The sequence below is a fragment of the Enterococcus sp. DIV0175 genome (assembly GCF_050529075.1).
Taxonomy (GTDB): Bacteria; Bacillota; Bacilli; order Lactobacillales; family Enterococcaceae; genus Enterococcus_B; species Enterococcus_B thailandicus.
Genome location: NZ_CP172880.1, coordinates 1,727,863 through 1,746,403, shown reverse-complemented (window position 1 = coordinate 1,746,403; position 18,541 = coordinate 1,727,863). Strand labels below are relative to the sequence as shown.

The 18,541-nt window shown below is 38.7% G+C and carries 16 protein-coding genes; 13 read left to right on the top strand and 3 right to left on the bottom strand.

Annotated elements, in window-relative coordinates; all coding sequences use genetic code 11:
* Positions 1-5 precede the first annotated feature (5 nt).
* The 13 genes from purM (at position 6) to IGJ76_RS08115 (ending at position 16,019) form a co-directional block, all read left to right on the top strand.
* A complete protein-coding gene (gene purM / locus IGJ76_RS08175) occupies positions 6-1,049 on the top strand; it encodes a phosphoribosylformylglycinamidine cyclo-ligase (protein WP_067481188.1) in 1,044 nt (347 codons plus the stop codon).
* The gene (gene purN, locus IGJ76_RS08170; RefSeq protein ID WP_218657859.1) at positions 1,046-1,624 is read left to right on the top strand and encodes a phosphoribosylglycinamide formyltransferase; all 579 of its coding nucleotides are present in this window, start codon (positions 1,046-1,048) and stop codon (positions 1,622-1,624) included. Before purM ends, purN begins: the two co-directional genes overlap by 4 nt.
* Entirely contained in the window at positions 1,621-3,156 is a 1,536-nt protein-coding gene (gene purH, locus IGJ76_RS08165) for a bifunctional phosphoribosylaminoimidazolecarboxamide formyltransferase/IMP cyclohydrolase (RefSeq protein WP_430596550.1), read from the top strand. Before purN ends, purH begins: the two co-directional genes overlap by 4 nt.
* A gap of 24 nt (positions 3,157-3,180) precedes the next feature.
* Positions 3,181-4,470: a phosphoribosylamine--glycine ligase gene (gene purD / locus IGJ76_RS08160; RefSeq protein ID WP_067481195.1), complete on the top strand. Its 1,290-nt coding sequence runs from the start codon at positions 3,181-3,183 to the stop codon at positions 4,468-4,470.
* A gap of 77 nt (positions 4,471-4,547) precedes the next feature.
* A complete protein-coding gene (locus tag IGJ76_RS08155; RefSeq protein ID WP_071869280.1) occupies positions 4,548-5,462 on the top strand; it encodes an aldo/keto reductase in 915 nt (304 codons plus the stop codon).
* A gap of 285 nt (positions 5,463-5,747) precedes the next feature.
* On the top strand, positions 5,748-6,725 hold the full coding sequence (gene guaC / locus IGJ76_RS08150; RefSeq protein ID WP_067481199.1) for a GMP reductase: 978 nt from the start codon (positions 5,748-5,750) through the stop codon (positions 6,723-6,725).
* 177 nt (positions 6,726-6,902) lie between these two features.
* Positions 6,903-8,039 carry a non-hydrolyzing UDP-N-acetylglucosamine 2-epimerase gene (gene wecB / locus IGJ76_RS08145; RefSeq protein WP_067481201.1) on the top strand — a complete coding sequence of 379 codons (1,137 nt, stop codon included), beginning with the start codon at positions 6,903-6,905 and terminating at the stop codon, positions 8,037-8,039.
* Between the two features lie 61 nt (positions 8,040-8,100).
* Positions 8,101-9,525, top strand: a complete 1,425-nt coding sequence (locus IGJ76_RS08140; protein ID WP_067481203.1) for a PLP-dependent aminotransferase family protein — start codon at positions 8,101-8,103, stop codon at positions 9,523-9,525.
* A gap of 443 nt (positions 9,526-9,968) precedes the next feature.
* Complete coding sequence (gene pdhA / locus IGJ76_RS08135) at positions 9,969-11,078, top strand: pyruvate dehydrogenase (acetyl-transferring) E1 component subunit alpha (RefSeq protein ID WP_067481205.1); 1,110 nt, start codon at positions 9,969-9,971, stop codon at positions 11,076-11,078.
* A gap of 2 nt (positions 11,079-11,080) precedes the next feature.
* Positions 11,081-12,058 (top strand): alpha-ketoacid dehydrogenase subunit beta, encoded by a 978-nt coding sequence (locus tag IGJ76_RS08130; RefSeq protein WP_071869279.1) that lies wholly within the window; start codon positions 11,081-11,083, stop codon positions 12,056-12,058.
* Positions 12,059-12,077: 19 nt separating this feature from the next.
* A complete protein-coding gene (locus tag IGJ76_RS08125) occupies positions 12,078-13,703 on the top strand; it encodes a dihydrolipoyllysine-residue acetyltransferase (protein ID WP_071869278.1) in 1,626 nt (541 codons plus the stop codon).
* A 7-nt stretch (positions 13,704-13,710) separates the two neighbouring features.
* On the top strand, positions 13,711-15,117 hold the full coding sequence (gene lpdA, locus IGJ76_RS08120; protein WP_067481212.1) for a dihydrolipoyl dehydrogenase: 1,407 nt from the start codon (positions 13,711-13,713) through the stop codon (positions 15,115-15,117).
* Positions 15,118-15,266: 149 nt separating this feature from the next.
* Positions 15,267-16,019, top strand: coding sequence for a DeoR/GlpR family DNA-binding transcription regulator (locus IGJ76_RS08115; protein WP_086270870.1), 753 nt, complete (start codon positions 15,267-15,269; stop codon positions 16,017-16,019).
* Between the two features lie 445 nt (positions 16,020-16,464).
* Here IGJ76_RS08115 and IGJ76_RS08110 read toward each other — a convergent pair whose 3' ends face one another.
* From IGJ76_RS08110 to IGJ76_RS08100, 3 genes are read right to left on the bottom strand one after another with little or no spacing between them, the layout of a single operon-like run.
* On the bottom strand, positions 16,465-17,874 hold the full coding sequence (locus IGJ76_RS08110) for a PTS galactitol transporter subunit IIC (protein WP_071869277.1): 1,410 nt from the start codon (positions 17,872-17,874) through the stop codon (positions 16,465-16,467).
* A gap of 40 nt (positions 17,875-17,914) precedes the next feature.
* Positions 17,915-18,217 carry a PTS sugar transporter subunit IIB gene (locus IGJ76_RS08105; protein WP_075491361.1) on the bottom strand — a complete coding sequence of 101 codons (303 nt, stop codon included), beginning with the start codon at positions 18,215-18,217 and terminating at the stop codon, positions 17,915-17,917.
* Positions 18,218-18,234: 17 nt separating this feature from the next.
* Complete coding sequence (locus IGJ76_RS08100; protein ID WP_067481217.1) at positions 18,235-18,537, bottom strand: PTS sugar transporter subunit IIB; 303 nt, start codon at positions 18,535-18,537, stop codon at positions 18,235-18,237.
* Between the last annotated feature and the right edge of the window lie 4 nt (positions 18,538-18,541).

Here is an 18,541-nt window from a genome sequence, read left to right as displayed (position 1 = left end):
ATCGCATGAAAAATGCATATGCAAAAGCTGGCGTGGATGTCGAAGCTGGTTATGAAGTTGTTGAACGAATCAAAAAACATGTCAAAAAAACGGAACGTCTTGGTGTAATGGGCGCGCTAGGCGGTTTTGGTGGTTGTTTTGATCTTTCGTTGTTTGATGTCAAAGAACCTGTTTTAGTTTCGGGAACGGATGGCGTTGGAACAAAATTAGCAGTAGCAATTGAAGCTGGTCAACATGATACGATTGGCATTGATTGTGTCGCAATGTGTGTGAATGATATTTTAGCCCAAGGGGCAGAGCCTCTTTATTTCTTAGATTACTTAGCTACTGGAAAGAACCAACCAGAAAAATTAGAGCAAGTGGTTGCAGGTGTAGCAAATGGTTGCGTTCAAGCAAATATGGCGCTGATTGGCGGAGAAACGGCTGAGATGCCAGGAATGTATCAAGGAGACGACTATGATTTAGCCGGTTTTGCCGTTGGGATTGCTGAAAAATCACAACTGATTACTGGAGCGTTGATTGAACCTGGAGATATTTTATTAGGATTACCTTCAAGTGGGATTCATTCAAATGGGTATTCGTTAGTACGGAAAATTTTCTTTGAAGAACATCAACTCACAACTGCTAGTATTTTGCCGGAATTAAATGAAACATTAGCTGATAGTTTATTAGTTCCAACAAGAATTTATGTTGCAAGTCTTTTACCATTGATCAAAAAAAATCTATTGAAAGGCTGTGCGCACATTACCGGTGGTGGTTTTGTAGAGAACATTCCCCGAATGTTGCCAGCTGGAGTCAGCGCAAATATTCAACTAGGAAGCTGGCCGATTTTACCAATTTTTGATTGTTTACAAAGCTATGGAAAGCTGTCCTCTTCGGAAATGTATGAAATTTTTAATATGGGGATTGGAATGGTCGTTGCTGTTTCACCAGAAAAAGTAGCTGAGGTCACGGCTGCTTTTGCAGAGCAAGGAGAGACTTTTTACCAAATCGGTGAAATTGTCCCAGAAGACACACAGAAAATTATTTTCACTGGAGAAACGGCATGAAGTTAGCCATTTTTGCTTCGGGTAATGGAAGTAACTTTCAAGCTTTGGTAACGAATCTAAGAGAAAAAAAGCTAGCTGTCACGTTTGACTGGTTATTTTGTGACCAGCCAGAGGCGTATGTGCTACAAAGGGCAGAAGAATTGGGAGTTCCTGCTAGTCAGTTTTCGCCAAAAGATTTTGCAAATAAAGTAGCGTATGAACAGGAGATACTACGGCAGTTGCGTGAACGAAAAATTGATTTGGTTATTTTGGCTGGCTACATGCGAATTGTGGGGCCTACTTTACTGACAGCATTTGAAAATAAAATTGTGAATATTCACCCCTCGTTATTGCCGAATTTTCCCGGATTGCACGGGATTCGTGATGCATATGAAGCAGGAGTGGCAACCACGGGTGTGACTGTTCATTTAATTGATGCAGGTGTCGATACAGGCCCAATCATTCGCCAAGAAAGAGTCGAGATTGAGCCAACAGATACCTTGAAAATTCTTGAACAAAAAATCCATGCAGTCGAGCATCGAATTTATCCAGAAATCGTCGAAGAAATGATCAAAAATGGGGGCTATTTAAAATGACAAGAGCGTTGATTAGTGTATCAGACAAAACAGGGATTGTTGACTTTGCAAAAGGCTTGATTGCTAATAATATCGAAATTATCTCAACCGGTGGAACGAAAAAAGCATTAGATCAAGCAGGTGTCAAAACAATTTCTATTGATGAGGTCACTGGTTTTCCAGAAATGATGGATGGCAGAGTGAAAACCTTGCATCCGAAGATTCACGGTGGACTTTTAGGGCGCCGAGATGTCGTTGAACATATGGAAGACATGGCGCGCGGTGAAATCCTGCCAATCGATTTTGTTTGTGTGAATCTTTATCCATTTAAGGAAACCATTTTAAAACCAGAAGTAACTGAACAAGAGGCGATTGAAAATATTGATATTGGTGGCCCAAGTATGTTGCGAAGTGGTGCTAAAAATCACGAATTTGTCACAGTAATCGTTGATCCGGCAGATTATTCATTGGTACTCCAAGAATTAGAAGCCCACGGGGAAACTCAGTTAGCCACTCGAAAACGTCTAGCAGCGAAAGTCTTTCGCCATACGGCTGCTTACGATGCGTTAATTGCTCAATATTTGACAGAGATGGTGGATGAAAAAGAACCAGAAAAATTAACGTTGACGTATGAGCGAAAACAAGATTTGCGTTACGGCGAAAATAGTCATCAAGAAGCAGCTTTTTATCAATCTGCTTTACCAGAAGAATATTCGATTGCTGCAGCAAAACAAGTACATGGCAAGGAACTCTCATTCAACAATATTCGTGATGCAGATGCAGCGCTAAGAATTGCCCGGGAGTATGATGAACCAACAGTTGTTGCGTTGAAACATATGAATCCGTGTGGCATTGGAACGGCACCAACGATTTTTGAAGCTTGGAATTACGCGTTTGAAGCAGACCCAGTCTCGATTTTTGGCGGAATTATTGTTTTGAATCGTGAGGTGGATGTAGCTATTGCGGAAAAAATGCATGAACTATTTTTAGAAATTATTATTGCCCCGGGATTCACTGATGCTGCACTAAAAGTTTTGAAGAAAAAGAAAAATCTGCGTATTTTAACAATCAGTTTTGAACAAAGAACAGCCAACATAGTTGATGAAACAGTTTCTGTTTTAGGTGGTTTATTAGTTCAAAATCAAGATTTAGCAATGGAACATGAAGAAGACTGGACTGTAGTGACAGAAAAGAAACCCACAGTAGAACAAATTGAGGCATTAGCATTTGCTTGGAAAGCGGTGAAGCATGTTAAATCCAATGCTATCGTTGTTGCAAATGAACACCAAACTGTGGGGATAGGTGCAGGACAAATGAATCGTGTGGGTTCTGTCAAGATAGCGATTGAACAAGCAGGTGAAAAACTAGAAGGTGCAGTATTGGCTAGTGATGCGTTTTTCCCAATGGATGATTCTGTTGAATATGCTGCAACACATGGAATTAAGGCAATCATTCAGCCGGGTGGAAGTATCAAAGATCAGGCTTCAATTGATATGGCTAATCATTATGACATTGCGATGGTCTTTACTAATGTACGTCATTTTAGACATTAAACTTTAGTGGAAAAGGAGTAACTCATGAAAATTTTGATTATAGGTGCAGGCGGTCGCGAGCATGCGATTGGGAAAAAAATGGCGGATAGTCCGTTAGTTGAAACAGTCTACTGCGCCCCGGGAAATCCTGGAATGAAAAAGGATGGGATACAACCAGTCACAATTGCAGAAACAGATCATGATGCGCTCATCTCATTTGCAAAAGAAAAGCACATTTCTTGGACATTTGTTGGGCCAGAAGTTCCTTTGTTAAATGGAATTGTCGATGACTTTATGGCGGCAGATTTGAAAATTTTTGGACCAACAAAACGTGCAGCGTTGATTGAGGGATCTAAAAGTTTTGCTAAACAACTAATGAAAGAGTGTCAGATTCCGACAGCTGAATCCCAAACGTTTAATGATTATGAGCTGGCTATAGCTTATATCAAAGAAAAAGGCGTACCGATTGTTGTAAAAGCAGATGGTTTAGCTGCTGGTAAAGGTGTCGTTGTCGCGATGACGATGGAAGAAGCTGTACAAGCCGCAAAGGACATGTTGAAGAGTCATCGATTTGGTGAAAGCGGGAGTCAAATTGTGGTTGAAGAGTTTCTGGAAGGGGAAGAGTTCTCGCTTTTAGCGTTTGTTCGTGGCACAGAAGTTTATCCAATGGTAATTTCACAAGACCATAAACGAGCGTATGACTTAGACAAAGGACCAAATACTGGGGGAATGGGTGCTTATTCGCCAGTCCCACAAATTCCGGAAGAGATGATTAATGAAGCTATTGAAACGATTTTGAAACCAGCGGCGCAGGGCATGGTTGAACAAGGTCGTTCTTTCACGGGTATCTTGTACGCTGGTTTGATTGCAACCGTTGATGGACCGAAAGTGATTGAATTCAATGCTCGATTTGGTGATCCAGAAACACAAGTTGTTTTACCAAGACTAGTGAATGATTTTGCTCAAGTGATTGATGATCTACTAGAAAATCGTTCAATCGAATTAGAATGGTCGCAAGGTGATTTTCATGTGGGTGTTGTTGTCGCTGCTGAAGGTTACCCGGCAACGTATGAAACAGAGATGGTGTTGCCAGATTTTTCTGATGAACCGCATGTTCAGGTATATTATGCAGGTGTGGCAGAAAAAGAAGGACGTTTAGTTGGAAAGGGTGGAAGAATCTATTTAGTCGAAGCCAAAGCTGAAACGTTAGAGCAAGCACAAAAATTTATTTATGAAGCACTTCGAAGAAAAGAAACGACCAAAACATTTTATCGGCATGACATTGGAAACAAGGCATTAAAATTAGTCAAAGAGAAATCATCGGCTAAAAGATAAAAATATTTTTGATTTGATAAAGCCTTTTCATAGAAGTTGTGCTACACTTTTATTGTGTAAAAAAGGAGGAATTTTTTATGAAACAGGTTCAATTTGGAACAGTAAATCACGCAGTTTCAGCAGTAATTCTTGGTTGTATGCGTATCAATAGTGCGAAAGATCCAGCTAAGGCAATCGAGACTGCTTATGATAATGGAATCAATTTCTTTGATCATGCAGATATCTATGGAAATGGTGAATGTGAATCAATTTTTGCAGACGCATTGGCAAAAACTTCGTTGAAGCGTGAAGATTTATTTATCCAAACAAAATGTGGAATCGTTCCAGGAGTTATGTTTGATTTTTCAAAAGAACATATTATTGCCTCTGTCGAAGGCAGTTTACAACGCTTAAAAATGGATTATGTAGACGCTTTGTTGTTGCATCGACCAGATACATTAGTCGAACCTGATGAAGTCGCTGCAGCTTTTGATGAATTAGAAAAAGCGGGTAAAGTTCGCTATTTTGGTGTAAGTAATCAAAAACCAATGCAAATCGAGCTATTGAAAAAATCAGTACGTCAACCTTTAGTAGCTAACCAATTACAGTTTGGTTTAAAGCATTCAGAAATGGTTGATCAAGGAATTCATGTGAACATGACGGACGCTGCAAGTATCGATCATGATGGCAGTGTACTAGATTATTCAAGGTTGCATGATATGACAATTCAAGCATGGTCTCCTTATCAATATGGTTTTTTTGAAGGTGTCTTTATCGGTAATGAAAAATTCCCAGAATTAAATCAAAAATTAAACGAAATGGCTGAAAAATACAACACAACACCAACTGGTTTAGCTTCAGCCTGGATCTTGCGTCATCCAGCAAACATGCAAGTGATTGCTGGGACGATGAATCTTAGCCGAATTGAAGAAATTGCAAAAGCTTCTGAAATTATGTTAACAAGAGAAGATTGGTATGATCTATACATGGCTGCAGGAAATATTTTGCCATAGAACTTGGTGTGTAGTATTGGTTATCCGATAACTAAAAAAACAGGACTTGCTATTTTTTGTAGCAAGTCCTGTTTTTGTCTTTTTACCTTTTTTCCGAACATTACCCTGTTTAAAGGAACAGATTATTGAAAAAAGTCTAAGAAAACGCATTATTCGTAAAATGTTCATGGTTTTCGCTTGATTTTTTTATTTAGTTGAGTTAAATTACATAGGGCGCTAAAAAACGCCTGAATAAAACGAAGAATGTTCGTGTTTTACTGAACTGAACATTAGGAGGACAATTTGATGAAAGTATTTGATTACGAAGATATCCAACTAATTCCGAATAAATGTATCGTAAATAGCCGATCAGAGTGTGACACAACAGTGACTTTAGGTAAGCACTCATTTAAAATGCCAGTAGTACCTGCAAACATGCAAACAATTATTGATGAGTCAATTGCAGAATTTTTAGCAAAAAACGGCTATTTTTATATTATGCACCGTTTTGATGAAGAAGCGCGTATCCCATTTATAAAAAAAATGAAACAAGAAGGATATATCTCATCAATTAGTGTCGGTGTAAAAGAAAACGAATATGCTTTCGTTGAAGAATTAGCACAAAAAAATCTAGTACCAGATTACATCACAATTGACATTGCTCACGGGCATTCCAATTCAGTAATTAACATGATTCAACATATAAAAAAACATCTTCCTGAAACATTTGTGATTGCGGGAAATGTTGGGACACCTGAAGCAGTTCGTGAATTAGAAAATGCTGGCGCTGATGCAACAAAGGTTGGCATTGGACCAGGAAAAGTTTGCATCACGAAAATCAAAACAGGTTTTGGAACAGGTGGCTGGCAGTTAGCTGCGTTAAGATGGTGTGCAAAAGCTGCTCGTAAACCAATTATTGCAGATGGCGGGATTCGGACACATGGAGATGTGGCGAAATCAGTTCGTTTTGGTGCAACGATGGTTATGATCGGTTCACTATTTGCTGGACACGAAGAATCTCCGGGCGAAACAAAAGTTGAAAATGGAGTTGTTTATAAAGAGTATTTTGGCTCCGCTTCTGAATTTCAAAAAGGCGAAAAGAAAAACGTTGAAGGTAAGAAAATTTGGATTCAACACAAAGGTTCACTAAAAGATACGTTAGTTGAAATGCAACAAGATTTACAATCTTCAATTTCTTATGCAGGTGGACGTGACTTAGAAGCGATTCGCAAAGTGGATTATGTAATCGTGAAGAATTCTATTTTTAATGGAGATACAATTTAAAATAGAAAAATTTTTCAATCTTAAATAGTAGTAAGTAGAGTGTCAGATGAATCTTTGTCTGATGCTCTTTTTTTTTGGATTGAGAAAATAGGTTACGCAAAAATTTGTTATTTTTATTTCTTTTTTTTCGAAAATTCAGCTACAATAGAAGATGGAAAGAAAAGGAGAATGGAAGTTATGAAAAAAGTAAAAGTATTATCTGTTTTTGGTACAAGACCAGAAGCGATTAAGATGGCGCCTTTAGTTAAAGCTCTTGCAAAAGATGAACGCTTTATTGGAAAAGTTGCCGTTACGGCGCAGCATCGGGAAATGCTTGATCAAGTGTTAGAAGTATTTGAAATTACTCCTGATTATGATTTGAATTTGATGAAAGGTGGACAAACTTTAGCAGGAATTACTTCAAGAATTCTTGATGATTTGACACCTGTGTTATTAGAAGAACAACCAGACATCGTTTTAGTTCATGGAGATACAACAACGACTTATGCGAGTGCGACAGCAGCGTTCTATCAACAAATCAAAGTTGGCCACGTGGAAGCGGGTTTGCGAACTTGGAATAAGTGGTCGCCATTCCCTGAAGAAATGAATCGTCAATTGACAGATGTCTTAAGTGATATTTATTTTGCACCAACAAGTCAAAGCAAAGAAAACTTAGAAAAAGAAAATCATCCAACAGACGCTATTTTTGTAACTGGGAATACTGCAATTGATGCAATGGGCTACACTGTTGATGATGAATATCAAAGTGAACATCTACCAGCATCAAAAGAGGATAAAATGGTCTTGGTGACAATGCATCGTCGCGAAAATATCGGTCAACCAATGCGTCAAGTATTCCAAGCAATTGCGCGTGTTGCCAATGAACATCCAGAAGTGAAATTTATTTTTCCGATGCATCGCAATCCAAAAGTACGTGAAGAAGCAATTGGCATTCTGGGGGATTTAGCTAATGTATCATTGATTGAGCCTTTAGACGTTGTCGATTTCCATAATTTTGCAGCACGAAGTTATTTGATTTTGACGGATTCTGGTGGTGTTCAAGAAGAAGCACCATCACTTGGCGTACCGGTACTTGTCTTGCGTGATACCACAGAGCGCCCAGAAGGTGTTGAGGCAGGTACTTTGAAAATGGTTGGAACAGATGAAGAAACTGTCTATGACGAAACAACTCGTTTGCTTGAAAACAAAGAAGCACATCAAGAAATGGCGCATGCCTCCAATCCATATGGGGATGGCCAAGCAAGTCAACGTATTTTAGATGCAATGGCGTATTACTTTAATATAGAAGAAAACCGACCAACTGATTTTGAATAATGGTTATTTTTTCGTAAGTTTTATTCTTTTTTTAGAGATAAAAAGTAAGTGAGGAGATCTCATGTGGCAAAAAATTGATAAGGCACAAGGACCTGCATATCGACAAATGATGGATCAAATCATGCGGAAAATCGAACAAGGCGAATTAAATCCAGGAGAGCGACTTGCTTCGGAACGGAAGTTAGCAGAGGCTTTCGGGGTGAATCGTTCCACCGTGGTTCATGCATTGGAAGAGTTACGTGCGCTTGGAATTTTGACAAGTAAACAAGGTAGTGGACGTTACGTCAATCAAACGGAATGGGGCAAGTTTTCCATTCCGAGAATTGACTGGCGTCAACTGATTGCTCATCGATATGAGCAGTCAATTAATCATTATGAAGAAAAAATCAATCGTGGAAAAAAGCAAACCAGTGCGTTTCTTGATTTGTATTCTAGTGAAATGCCGAATGAGTTATTGCCTGATTTTCAATTTCCCTCTTATTCATTAGCAGATATATTAATGGAAGAAAAGAGAATGAATCGCTATGGCTACTTGCCTTTGAAAGAAAAAATCACGGGATATTTAAAAGAAGAACTTCAATTGACATTTGCTGCGGACCAACTTTTGGTCACGGGTGGCGGTCAGCAAGCTATTTTTTTGATTTTGCAAACCATTTTGTCGTCAGGAGATGCAATCGCGGTAGAATCACCGTCCTTTTTCTATCGTCTTCCTTTGTTTAAAGCAGCGGGGATTCGCCTTTTTGGTGTAGCGATGGATGAAGAAGGAATTGATTTGAAGCAGTTAGAAACATCAATTTTAAAAAATCAGGTAAAAGCTGTCTTAGTCAATCCTAATTTTCAAAATCCTACGGGAAAAGTCATGAGTCAGAAAAGACGCGAAGCGCTTGTGCAATTATGTCGTCGATACCAATTGCCTATTATTGAAGATGATGTTTTTACTGATTTTTCTTTTTCGGAGATGAATGAGGTCCAACCGCTACGGTTACTTGATCCAGATAATGTCTTATATATTGGTTCTTTGTCACGCGTTTTAGGTCGAACGACAAAAATCGGTTGGGTATTAGGTCCTGAAACATTAATCGCTCGCTTAGCAAATGCACAAGAAATGATGGAGTTTTCACTAAGTATCGTTTCACAAATGTTAGCAACGAGTGTTTTTGATGAAGCTTTTCTCTCGAAAATGTCATTAGTGCGGCAACAATTAGTTAAGCGAAGTCAACGATTGATTGATTGGTCGAAGGAGCAAACTTTTTTTGAGTTACATCCAATAAAAGGTGGTTACTATGCTTGGCTGACGTGGGAAGGTAAGCAATTATCAACGGAGATTGCGGATGAATTAATTGCGCAAGGGTTAGGGATTGCTCCAGCGCAATTATTTGGAGAAGAAGTGAACGGGTTGCGATTGAACTTCAGTCGGCTATCAGAAGAAGAGTTACCAAAATTTAGTGAATTAATGAACCAAGCAGCAGAAATGCTAAAAAAATAAAGAAAACTGTAACAGCATAGTGATTTTTCTATGCTGTTTTTTTGTTGATGAATTTTTTTACAGAAGTTCGGTATAACAGCTTCATTAGTTGTTTGTAAAGTTATGCACGATCCTAGAATGCGTCGAGAATAAACTTTTATAAAAGTTGTAACAACAAGGTTTGTAAATAGAAACAGTTCGATGTTTTGCTATTAAAATACGGAGGATTTTTTTAAGTAAAATGTAAACCGCTTTCTTGTTTGTGATTCAATTCACTATCGCTGATGTAGCAAGGATTATTTTTATAAAAAATTATCGTGAATTTATGGGCTTATAACTTGTATTTCTCCATGATACATGATAATTTATGTATGAAGCCGGTTAAATAGTGATACAGATTCTATTACTGTTTCAATCGTAGCTAGAAGAGAATTTCTTATAGACGAGAGAGGAATGTGTGACAAATGGCAAACAAAAAAGCACCAATCGACTTCCAGGCTTTACTTGATGAAGTCAATTCAGATTTTCCAGTTTATCAAGCACTTGATCAAGATGGAAAAGTTGTAAATGAAGATTTGATCCCTGATTTATCAGATGATGAATTAGTTGAGTTAATGACAAAAATGGTTTGGTCACGTGTCTTGGATCAACGTTCAACAGCATTGAACCGTCAAGGACGTCTTGGATTTTTTGCGCCTACAGCAGGCCAAGAAGCAAGCCAACTTGCGAGTGCATTTGCTTTTGACAAAGAAGACGTTTTATTACCTGGTTATCGTGATGTTCCCCAACTTGTTCAACACGGCTTACCATTAACGCAAGCGTTTTTATGGTCTCGTGGACATGTTGCTGGTAATTTATATCCGGAAGAATTGAAAGCTCTACCACCGCAAATTATTATTGGTGCACAGTACGTTCAAGCTGCTGGTGTAGCACTAGGCTTGAAAAAACGTAACAAGAAAAACGTTGTCTTCACTTATACTGGTGATGGCGGTTCTTCACAAGGAGATTTCTACGAAGCAATTAACTTTGCGGGTGCTTACCATGCAAATGCTGTTTTCTATATTCAAAATAACGGTTTTGCAATTTCAACACCTCGTGAAAAACAAACAGCTGCTAAAACATTAGCACAAAAAGCTGTTGCAGCTGGAATTCCTGGTATCCAAGTTGATGGAATGGATCCACTAGCTGTTTATACTGTTTCAAAAATGGCTCGTGATTGGGCAATTAGCGGAAAAGGTCCTGTGTTGATTGAAACATTGACTTATCGTTATGGTCCACATACTTTATCAGGTGATGATCCAACACGTTACCGTTCAAAAGAGATGGATGGCGAGTGGCAAAAGAAAGATCCATTGATTCGTTTCCGTAACTATCTAGTTGAAAAAGGATTATGGTCTGAAGAAAAAGAAGAACAAGTAATTGAACAAACAAAAGAAGAAATTAAAGAAGCAATTGCAGAAGCTGATAAAGTACCAAAACAAAAAGTTTCGGATTTCTTGAAGAATATGTTTGAAGAATCACCACAAACAATTAAAGAACAAATTGCAATCTATGAAGCGAAGGAGTCGAAATAATCATGGCACAAAAAACAATGATTCAAGCAATCACTGATGCTTTAGCACTTGAACTAGAACATGATGAAAATGTCGTCATTTTTGGTGAAGATGTTGGTAAAAACGGAGGGGTTTTCCGTGCAACAGAAGGATTGCAAGAAAAATTTGGTGAAGATCGTGTGTTCGATACACCTTTAGCAGAATCAGGGATTGCAGGTCTTGGGTTTGGTTTAGCTTTAGAAGGATTCCGTCCAGTTCCTGAAATTCAATTCTTTGGCTTTATTTTTGAAGCAATGGATGAAGTTGTTGCGCAAATGGCGCGTACGCGTTATCGCATGGGTGGAACAAGAAACTTACCAATCACGATTCGTTCACCGTTTGGTGGTGGTGTGCATACACCAGAATTGCACTCAGATAATTTAGAAGGATTGATTGCACAGTCACCTGGTATTCGTGTGGTGATTCCATCAAATCCTTATGATGCAAAAGGTTTATTAATTTCTTCAATCAGAAGTAATGATCCAGTTGTTTTCCTAGAACACATGAAACTGTATCGTTCTTTCCGTGAGGAAGTGCCAGATGAAGCGTATGAAGTGCCTTTGGATAAAGCAGCAGTAACTCGTGAAGGATCAGACGTTTCAATCATTACTTACGGTGCAATGGTTCGTGAAGCAATCAAGGCTGCGGATAAATTAGCGCAAGAAAATATTTCGGTTGAAATTATTGATTTACGAACAGTTGCTCCTCTTGATATTGAAACAATCATTCAATCTGTTGAAAAAACAGGCCGTGTAGTTGTTGTTCAAGAAGCACAAAGACAAGCAGGCGTTGCCGCACAAGTGGTTTCTGAAATTTCAGAACGCGCGATTCTTTCTTTAGAAGCACCAATCGGACGTGTTTCTGCACCTGATACTGTCTTCCCATTTGGACAAGCGGAAAATGCTTGGTTACCAAACGCTTCTGATATTGAAGCAAAAGTCAAAGAAATCGCAGAATTCTAAGAAAAGAAGGGGAAAATTCATGGCTTATCAATTTAAATTACCGGATATCGGTGAAGGGATTGCAGAAGGCGAAATCGTAAAATGGTTCGTTAAAGCAGGCGACACGATCAATGAAGACGATACATTGTTAGAAGTTCAAAACGACAAATCAGTTGAAGAAATTCCATCTCCTATTACAGGAACGGTTAAAAACGTATTAGTTCCAGAAGGCACTGTGGCAAATGTGGGTGATGTTTTAGTAGAAATCGATGCACCTGGTTATGAAGATAGCGAACCAGCTGCTCCCGCTCAAGAACAAACACCTGAATCTCCTGCTGCAACACCAACAGCTGAAGGTTCTAGTGAAGGCGTCTTTGAATTTAAATTACCGGATATCGGTGAAGGAATTGCAGAAGGCGAAATCGTAAAATGGTTTGTTAAAGCAGGCGACACAATCAACGAAGATGATACATTATTAGAAGTCCAAAATGACAAATCAGTTGAAGAAATTCCATCACCTGTTACTGGAACAGTCAAAAACGTATTAGTTCCAGAAGGTACTGTGGCAAATGTGGGTGATGTTTTGGTAGAAATCGATGCACCAGGACATAACACAAGTCAATCTTCAGCACCAAGTACCCAAGCACCAGCTGCGGCAGCTCCTCAAGAAACAAAAGCTGCGCCATCAACAGTTGTTGCTACAGCTGACGAATCAAAACGCATTCTTGCAATGCCTTCTGTTCGTCAATATGCTCGCGAAAAAGATGTAGATATCTCACAAGTAACTGCTACTGGAAAAGGTGGCCGTATCACAAAAGAAGATATCGATCAATTTGCTTCAGGTGGCGCACCTGTTCAAGCGACTGCACCAGAAGCAGCACCAACAGCTGCAAAAGCAACGCCAGAAGCACCGGCTGCTGCACCAAAAGCAGAACCAGCTGCATTCAAGTCTGGTCAAGCAGAGCGTGAAACTCGTGAAGCTTTAACACCAACACGTAAAGCAATTGCTAAAGCGATGGTTAATAGCAAACACACAGCACCACATGTAACTTTACATGATGATGTTGAGGTTTCAAAACTTTGGGATCACCGTAAGAAATTTAAAGATGTTGCTGCTGAAAATGGCACAAAATTAACTTTCTTACCATATGTTGTTAAAGCATTGACAGCAACTGCGAAGAAATTCCCAGTGTTGAATGCGTCAATTGATGACAAAACACAAGAAATTGTGTACAAACATTACTACAATATTGGTATTGCAACTGATACGGACCACGGGTTGTATGTACCAAATATCAAAGATGCAAACATGAAGAGTATGTTTGCGATTGCTGATGAAATCAATGAAAAAGCAGCATTAGCGCACGATGGTAAACTTTCTGCCCAAGATATGCGTGATGGCTCAATTACAATCAGTAATATTGGTTCTGTTGGTGGTGGTTGGTTTACACCAGTTATCAACTACCCTGAAGTTGCTATTTTAGGTGTGGGTACAATTGCACAACAACCAGTCGTGAATAGCGAGGGTGAAATCGTTGTTGGTCGCGTGATGAAATTATCATTAAGCTTTGATCATCGAATCGTTGACGGTGCAACTGCACAGAAAGCAATGAATAACATCAAACGTTTATTAGCAGATCCAGAATTATTATTGATGGAAGGATGAGTGGAAAATGGTAGTAGGAGATTTTGCCATTGAGTTAGATACAGTTGTAATCGGTGCTGGACCTGGCGGCTATGTAGCTGCCATCCGTGCCGCAGAAATGGGACAAAAAGTTGCCATTATTGAACGTGAGTATATCGGTGGAGTTTGTTTGAATGTAGGATGTATTCCTTCTAAAGCTTTGATTTCTGCCGGTCATCATTACCAAGAATCATTAGATTCAACTTTATTTGGTGTAACAAGTAAAGGTGTTGAGTTAGACTTTACTAAAACACAAGATTGGAAAGACAATCAAGTTGTTAAAAGTTTGACAAGTGGTGTTGGAATGTTGCTTAAAAAACATAAAGTAGAAATCATCGAAGGAGAAGCTTTCTTTGTAGATGACCACACATTACGTGTTATTCATCCTGATTCTGCTCAAACGTACTCATTTAACAACGCAATTGTTGCAACTGGTTCTCGTCCAATCGAAATTCCAGGATTTAAATTTGGTGGACGCGTGTTAGATTCAACTGGTGGTTTAAACTTGAAAGAAGTTCCTAAGAAATTTGTGATTATCGGTGGCGGTGTTATCGGTGCTGAATTAGGTGGTGCTTATGCAAACCTTGGATCAGAAGTTACAATTTTAGAAGGCTCACCTTCAATTTTACCAACGTATGAAAAAGACATGGTTAAACTAGTTACTGATGATTTCAAAAAGAAAAATGTTACAGTGGTCACTTCAGCAATGGCGAAAGAAGCAATTGACAATGGTGATAGCGTAACAGTGAAATATGAAGTAGACGGCAAAGAACAATCAGTTGAAGCTGACTTTGTTATGGTTACAGTTGGTCGTCGTCCAAATACGGATGATCTTGGTTTGGAACAAGCTGGTGTTGAAATCGGCGAGCGTGGATTGATCCCCGTTGACAAACAAGGCCGAACAAATGTGGCTAATATTTTTGCAATCGGTGATATTGTTCCTGGTGCGGCGCTTGCTCACAAAGCAAGTTATGAAGCAAAAATTGCTGCTGAAGCTATTTCTGGTAAAAAAGTTGCTGTTGATTACAAAGCAATGCCAGCTGTTGCATTTACTGATCCTGAACTAGCAAGTGTTGGGATGACGATTGCAGAAGCGAAAGAGGCTGGGATTGAAGCAAAATCGTTCAAATTCCCATTTGCAGGTAATGGACGTGCTATTTCATTAGGAAAAACAGAAGGATTCTTGCGTCTAGTAACAACAATTGAAGATCACGTGATTATTGGTGCGCAAATTGGTGGTGTTGGAGCAAGTGACATGGTTTCTGAACTTGCTTTGGCAATTGAATCAGGCATGAATGCTGAGGATATTGCTTTAACAATTCATCCACATCCATCTCTTGGTGAAATTACAATGGATACAGCTGAATTAGCTTTAGGGCTACCAATTCATATCTAAAAAATCAGTTTATGAATTTTAAGATGTGCGACAGTTGATGTCGTACATCTTTTTTTGTTAGCTAGAGAAGGAAATCAGGGAGTTTTGTTATACATAACACTTTTTTTATCGTAGAATGAAGAAAGATTATAGTAAACGGAGCGATTGAAATGTTGAAAGAAGAACGTTGGAATGCGATTGTAGCTTTAGTAGATCAAAAAGGAACGATTAAAGTGAGTGAAATTGTTGAACGTCTATCGGTTTCTGACATGACTGTTCGCCGAGATTTAACAGAGTTGGAAGAAGCAGGACGCCTGAAACGGGTTCATGGCGGCGCGCGAAGTCTAAATATTTATCAACATGCCGAGCTTTCTCATCGTGACAAACAAATTATTAATAGCGAAGAGAAAAAGGAAATTGCGCAAAAGGCTGTGCAACTAATCAAAGAAGATGAAACAATTTTTCTGGGACCTGGGACGACCATTGAGTTATTGGCAGAAATTATGGAATTTGAACGTTTGCGCGTAGTAACTAATTGTTTGCCAGTATTCAAAACATTGAGTAAAAAACAAGGAAATTTAAAAGTGTACTTAGTTGGTGGTGAAATGCGTGAGCTGACAAAATCATTTTTTGGCGAAATTTCCAACAAAGTATTACAAGATATGCATTTTCATAAGGCATTCTTCAGCAGCAATGCAGTGAAGGATGATGAAGTGATGACTGCGACGATCGAAGAAGGACAAACACAAGCAATTGCTCTAGATAATTCAATCGAGCGCTATTTATTGATTGATTCATCCAAGGTGGGGAAGCAAGATTTTTATTCTTATTATCGATTAAAAGATATTACAGCAGTTGTGATGAATAAGGACGATTATGATACTTACCAAAAACTGGAAAAAGAAGTTCAGGTGATCGTTTAGCTTTCTTTATAAAGTTTTTTATAAAAGAAAAGACCAAGACGCTGGTAAAAAAAGAGACTGGGACAAAACCCCAGTCGTTCTTAACACATTTTACAATTTAAAAAACGCCTAAAATCAACGTTTTCAAAAACGGATTTTAGGCGTTTTTTTCGAGTTAGGTTACTTCTGTTCCGGTCTCGTTTTTCGAATAAATGGTGTTCTCAAACCAAAATTTTGTTATAGCTTACGCTTGCTTCAAAAGACGTGGAGCTATTTTTGAAGTATCTGCTAACTATCTAGTCAGAGATGAATAGTTTGAGCTAAAAACTTTGCGCCACAACCTTATACACGGTGTTCCCAAAGCAACTCCTCGAAATAATTCGTAACTGTCTCAAAATATGAAAAGATATTTTTGTCAGTTGCTCATTATTTTGTCAGAGCTGACCGCTTTGCACCACAACCTTTTTTACATAGTAGCTTTTTCCGCAGCGTAAGCAGCATTTCTTTTTTTCATTTGACGAGCATACCAAACAAAAATCAATAGGTAAGCGACAAGTGCTAAAATCGCATACAGAATAAATTCAATTTGCCCTTGAGAAGCATGACCAACTAAATAGCCCAAGAATTTTTCGACTGGACCTTCCATTGTAGTGTGAGAAATCAAGGAGTCAGCATTTAGTCCTGCTGGGAATGCACCAACTTTTTTTGCAGTTTCTGTAACGAATGGAGCAATCAAGGTACCTGACCATAAGAATAACGGTAATTCGATTGCACCAATGACAATCATACGAATCAATTTACCGCGAGTCACAACTAATAGGGCGGGTGTAACACCCATAGCGATGATACCACCTAAAGGTAATAATTTATTTCCTGGTAAAACAATCGCTTCAAGAAGCATGATCGGTGCTAACACATTGGCAGCAGCCCAAATTTCTGCACGACCAGCAATGAAGGGCCAGTCTAAACCGATATTGATGGTCCGACCTTTTAATTTGTTTGAGGCAAAATCTGTAATTCCTTGTGATAAAGGCTCAACAGCAGCAATGAACCATGCGCCAATCAAAGAAAATAGCTCTAAACAGACAGCGGCAGTGAATGCGAGTGAGAAGATTTCGGTTGGTGTTTGACCAGCTAGTAGGCCAACAAAGATACCTAAGTAAATCCCGATAGCAAATTTTGATCCCCAAAAACCAATTTTGCTATTTAATTTGGCAGCGTCGAAGTCATATTTATCTAACCATGGGAAAATTTTATCAAAAATTTTATCGAAAACCATGATAATTGGATTCATCATATAGTTCATATGTGTGGTAGTCATTGGGTTTGAATCAGGTGCATTTAACAAATCGTTGAAAGTTGGCTTCATCAAGTCAGAATTGATGATTTTTAAGACACCGATAAAAATAACCAATAGTGTAGCAATCAATAGATTTGCTCCGCAGAAAATGGCGAATAGACCGACAATTGATAAATGCCAAATGTCAAAAATATCAACATCTAATGTGTTTGTTTTATTTAAGAACAACATAACAACGTTGACGATAACCATAATCAATAAGAAATACAACGTATAAGGGGAGCCCCAAGTGATTGTTGCTAGAGGAGCCCAGCCAACATCGGTGATATTTAATGAAATGCCGGTACGTTCAACAAAATCGGTCATTGCGCCCGAAAATGCAGTCGTTAGAATACCAATAATTGCACCAATCCCTGTTAAGGCAATCCCCAATTTCAACCCGCCTTCCAGTGCGCGAGTGGGTTTGACTTTAAAACAAAGTGCGATCAGTGTTAAAACAATAGTCATCAAAGGTGCAGCCCCTAAGTTGATTAGAGGCTGGAAAATCGTATTTGCGATATCAATAATTGCATTCATGCTCTTTTCTCCTTTATATCAAGTTGAAAATCATTTTTTCTTATTTTTGAATCGATTGGATTGCTTGTTCCATTTGAGAATACACAGGTTCAGCCATTGCAGGGATGCGGTATAAGATCGCACCAGCATCAACGATTGGAATGTTGACTGGGAAACCAAGATCGGTATTTGCGATTTGTGCAAAAATATCGTAGTGAGAAAGCATTTCTTGATTGATGTCTTTAATCATGACCGCGTCACAAGAAACTTGATACCCACGTTTACCTAGTTCATTTTCTAATGCAGATTTGATTTGGTGGCTTGAGTTAACGCCCGCACCACAAGCAGCTAAAATGTTAATCATTCGAAATTCCTCTTTTCTTATTTTTGAATTGATTGAATTGCTTGTTCCATTTGAGAATACACAGGTTCAGCCATTGCAGGGATGCGGTATAAGATCGCACCAGCATCAACGATTGGAATGTTGACTGGGAAACCAAGATCGGTATTTGCGATTTGTGCAAAAATATCGTAGTGAGAAAGCATTTCTTGATTGATGTCTTTAATCATGACCGCGTCACAAGAAACTTGATACCCGCGTTTACCTAGTTCATTTTCTAATGCAGATTTGATTTGGTGGCTTGAGTTAACACCCGCACCACAAGCAGCTAAAATTTTGATCATTTCA

Coding starts and splice junctions, on each gene's coding strand:
- purM (WP_067481188.1), top strand. CDS start 6: ATGAAAAATGCATATGCAAAAGCTGGCGTGGATGTCGAAGCTGGTTAT.
- purN (WP_218657859.1), top strand. CDS start 1,046: ATGAAGTTAGCCATTTTTGCTTCGGGTAATGGAAGTAACTTTCAAGCT.
- purH (WP_430596550.1), top strand. CDS start 1,621: ATGACAAGAGCGTTGATTAGTGTATCAGACAAAACAGGGATTGTTGAC.
- purD (WP_067481195.1), top strand. CDS start 3,181: ATGAAAATTTTGATTATAGGTGCAGGCGGTCGCGAGCATGCGATTGGG.
- IGJ76_RS08155 (WP_071869280.1), top strand. CDS start 4,548: ATGAAACAGGTTCAATTTGGAACAGTAAATCACGCAGTTTCAGCAGTA.
- guaC (WP_067481199.1), top strand. CDS start 5,748: ATGAAAGTATTTGATTACGAAGATATCCAACTAATTCCGAATAAATGT.
- wecB (WP_067481201.1), top strand. CDS start 6,903: ATGAAAAAAGTAAAAGTATTATCTGTTTTTGGTACAAGACCAGAAGCG.
- IGJ76_RS08140 (WP_067481203.1), top strand. CDS start 8,101: ATGTGGCAAAAAATTGATAAGGCACAAGGACCTGCATATCGACAAATG.
- pdhA (WP_067481205.1), top strand. CDS start 9,969: ATGGCAAACAAAAAAGCACCAATCGACTTCCAGGCTTTACTTGATGAA.
- IGJ76_RS08130 (WP_071869279.1), top strand. CDS start 11,081: ATGGCACAAAAAACAATGATTCAAGCAATCACTGATGCTTTAGCACTT.
- IGJ76_RS08125 (WP_071869278.1), top strand. CDS start 12,078: ATGGCTTATCAATTTAAATTACCGGATATCGGTGAAGGGATTGCAGAA.
- lpdA (WP_067481212.1), top strand. CDS start 13,711: ATGGTAGTAGGAGATTTTGCCATTGAGTTAGATACAGTTGTAATCGGT.
- IGJ76_RS08115 (WP_086270870.1), top strand. CDS start 15,267: ATGTTGAAAGAAGAACGTTGGAATGCGATTGTAGCTTTAGTAGATCAA.
- IGJ76_RS08110 (WP_071869277.1), bottom strand. CDS start 17,874: ATGAATGCAATTATTGATATCGCAAATACGATTTTCCAGCCTCTAATC.
- IGJ76_RS08105 (WP_075491361.1), bottom strand. CDS start 18,217: ATGATTAACATTTTAGCTGCTTGTGGTGCGGGCGTTAACTCAAGCCAC.
- IGJ76_RS08100 (WP_067481217.1), bottom strand. CDS start 18,537: ATGATCAAAATTTTAGCTGCTTGTGGTGCGGGTGTTAACTCAAGCCAC.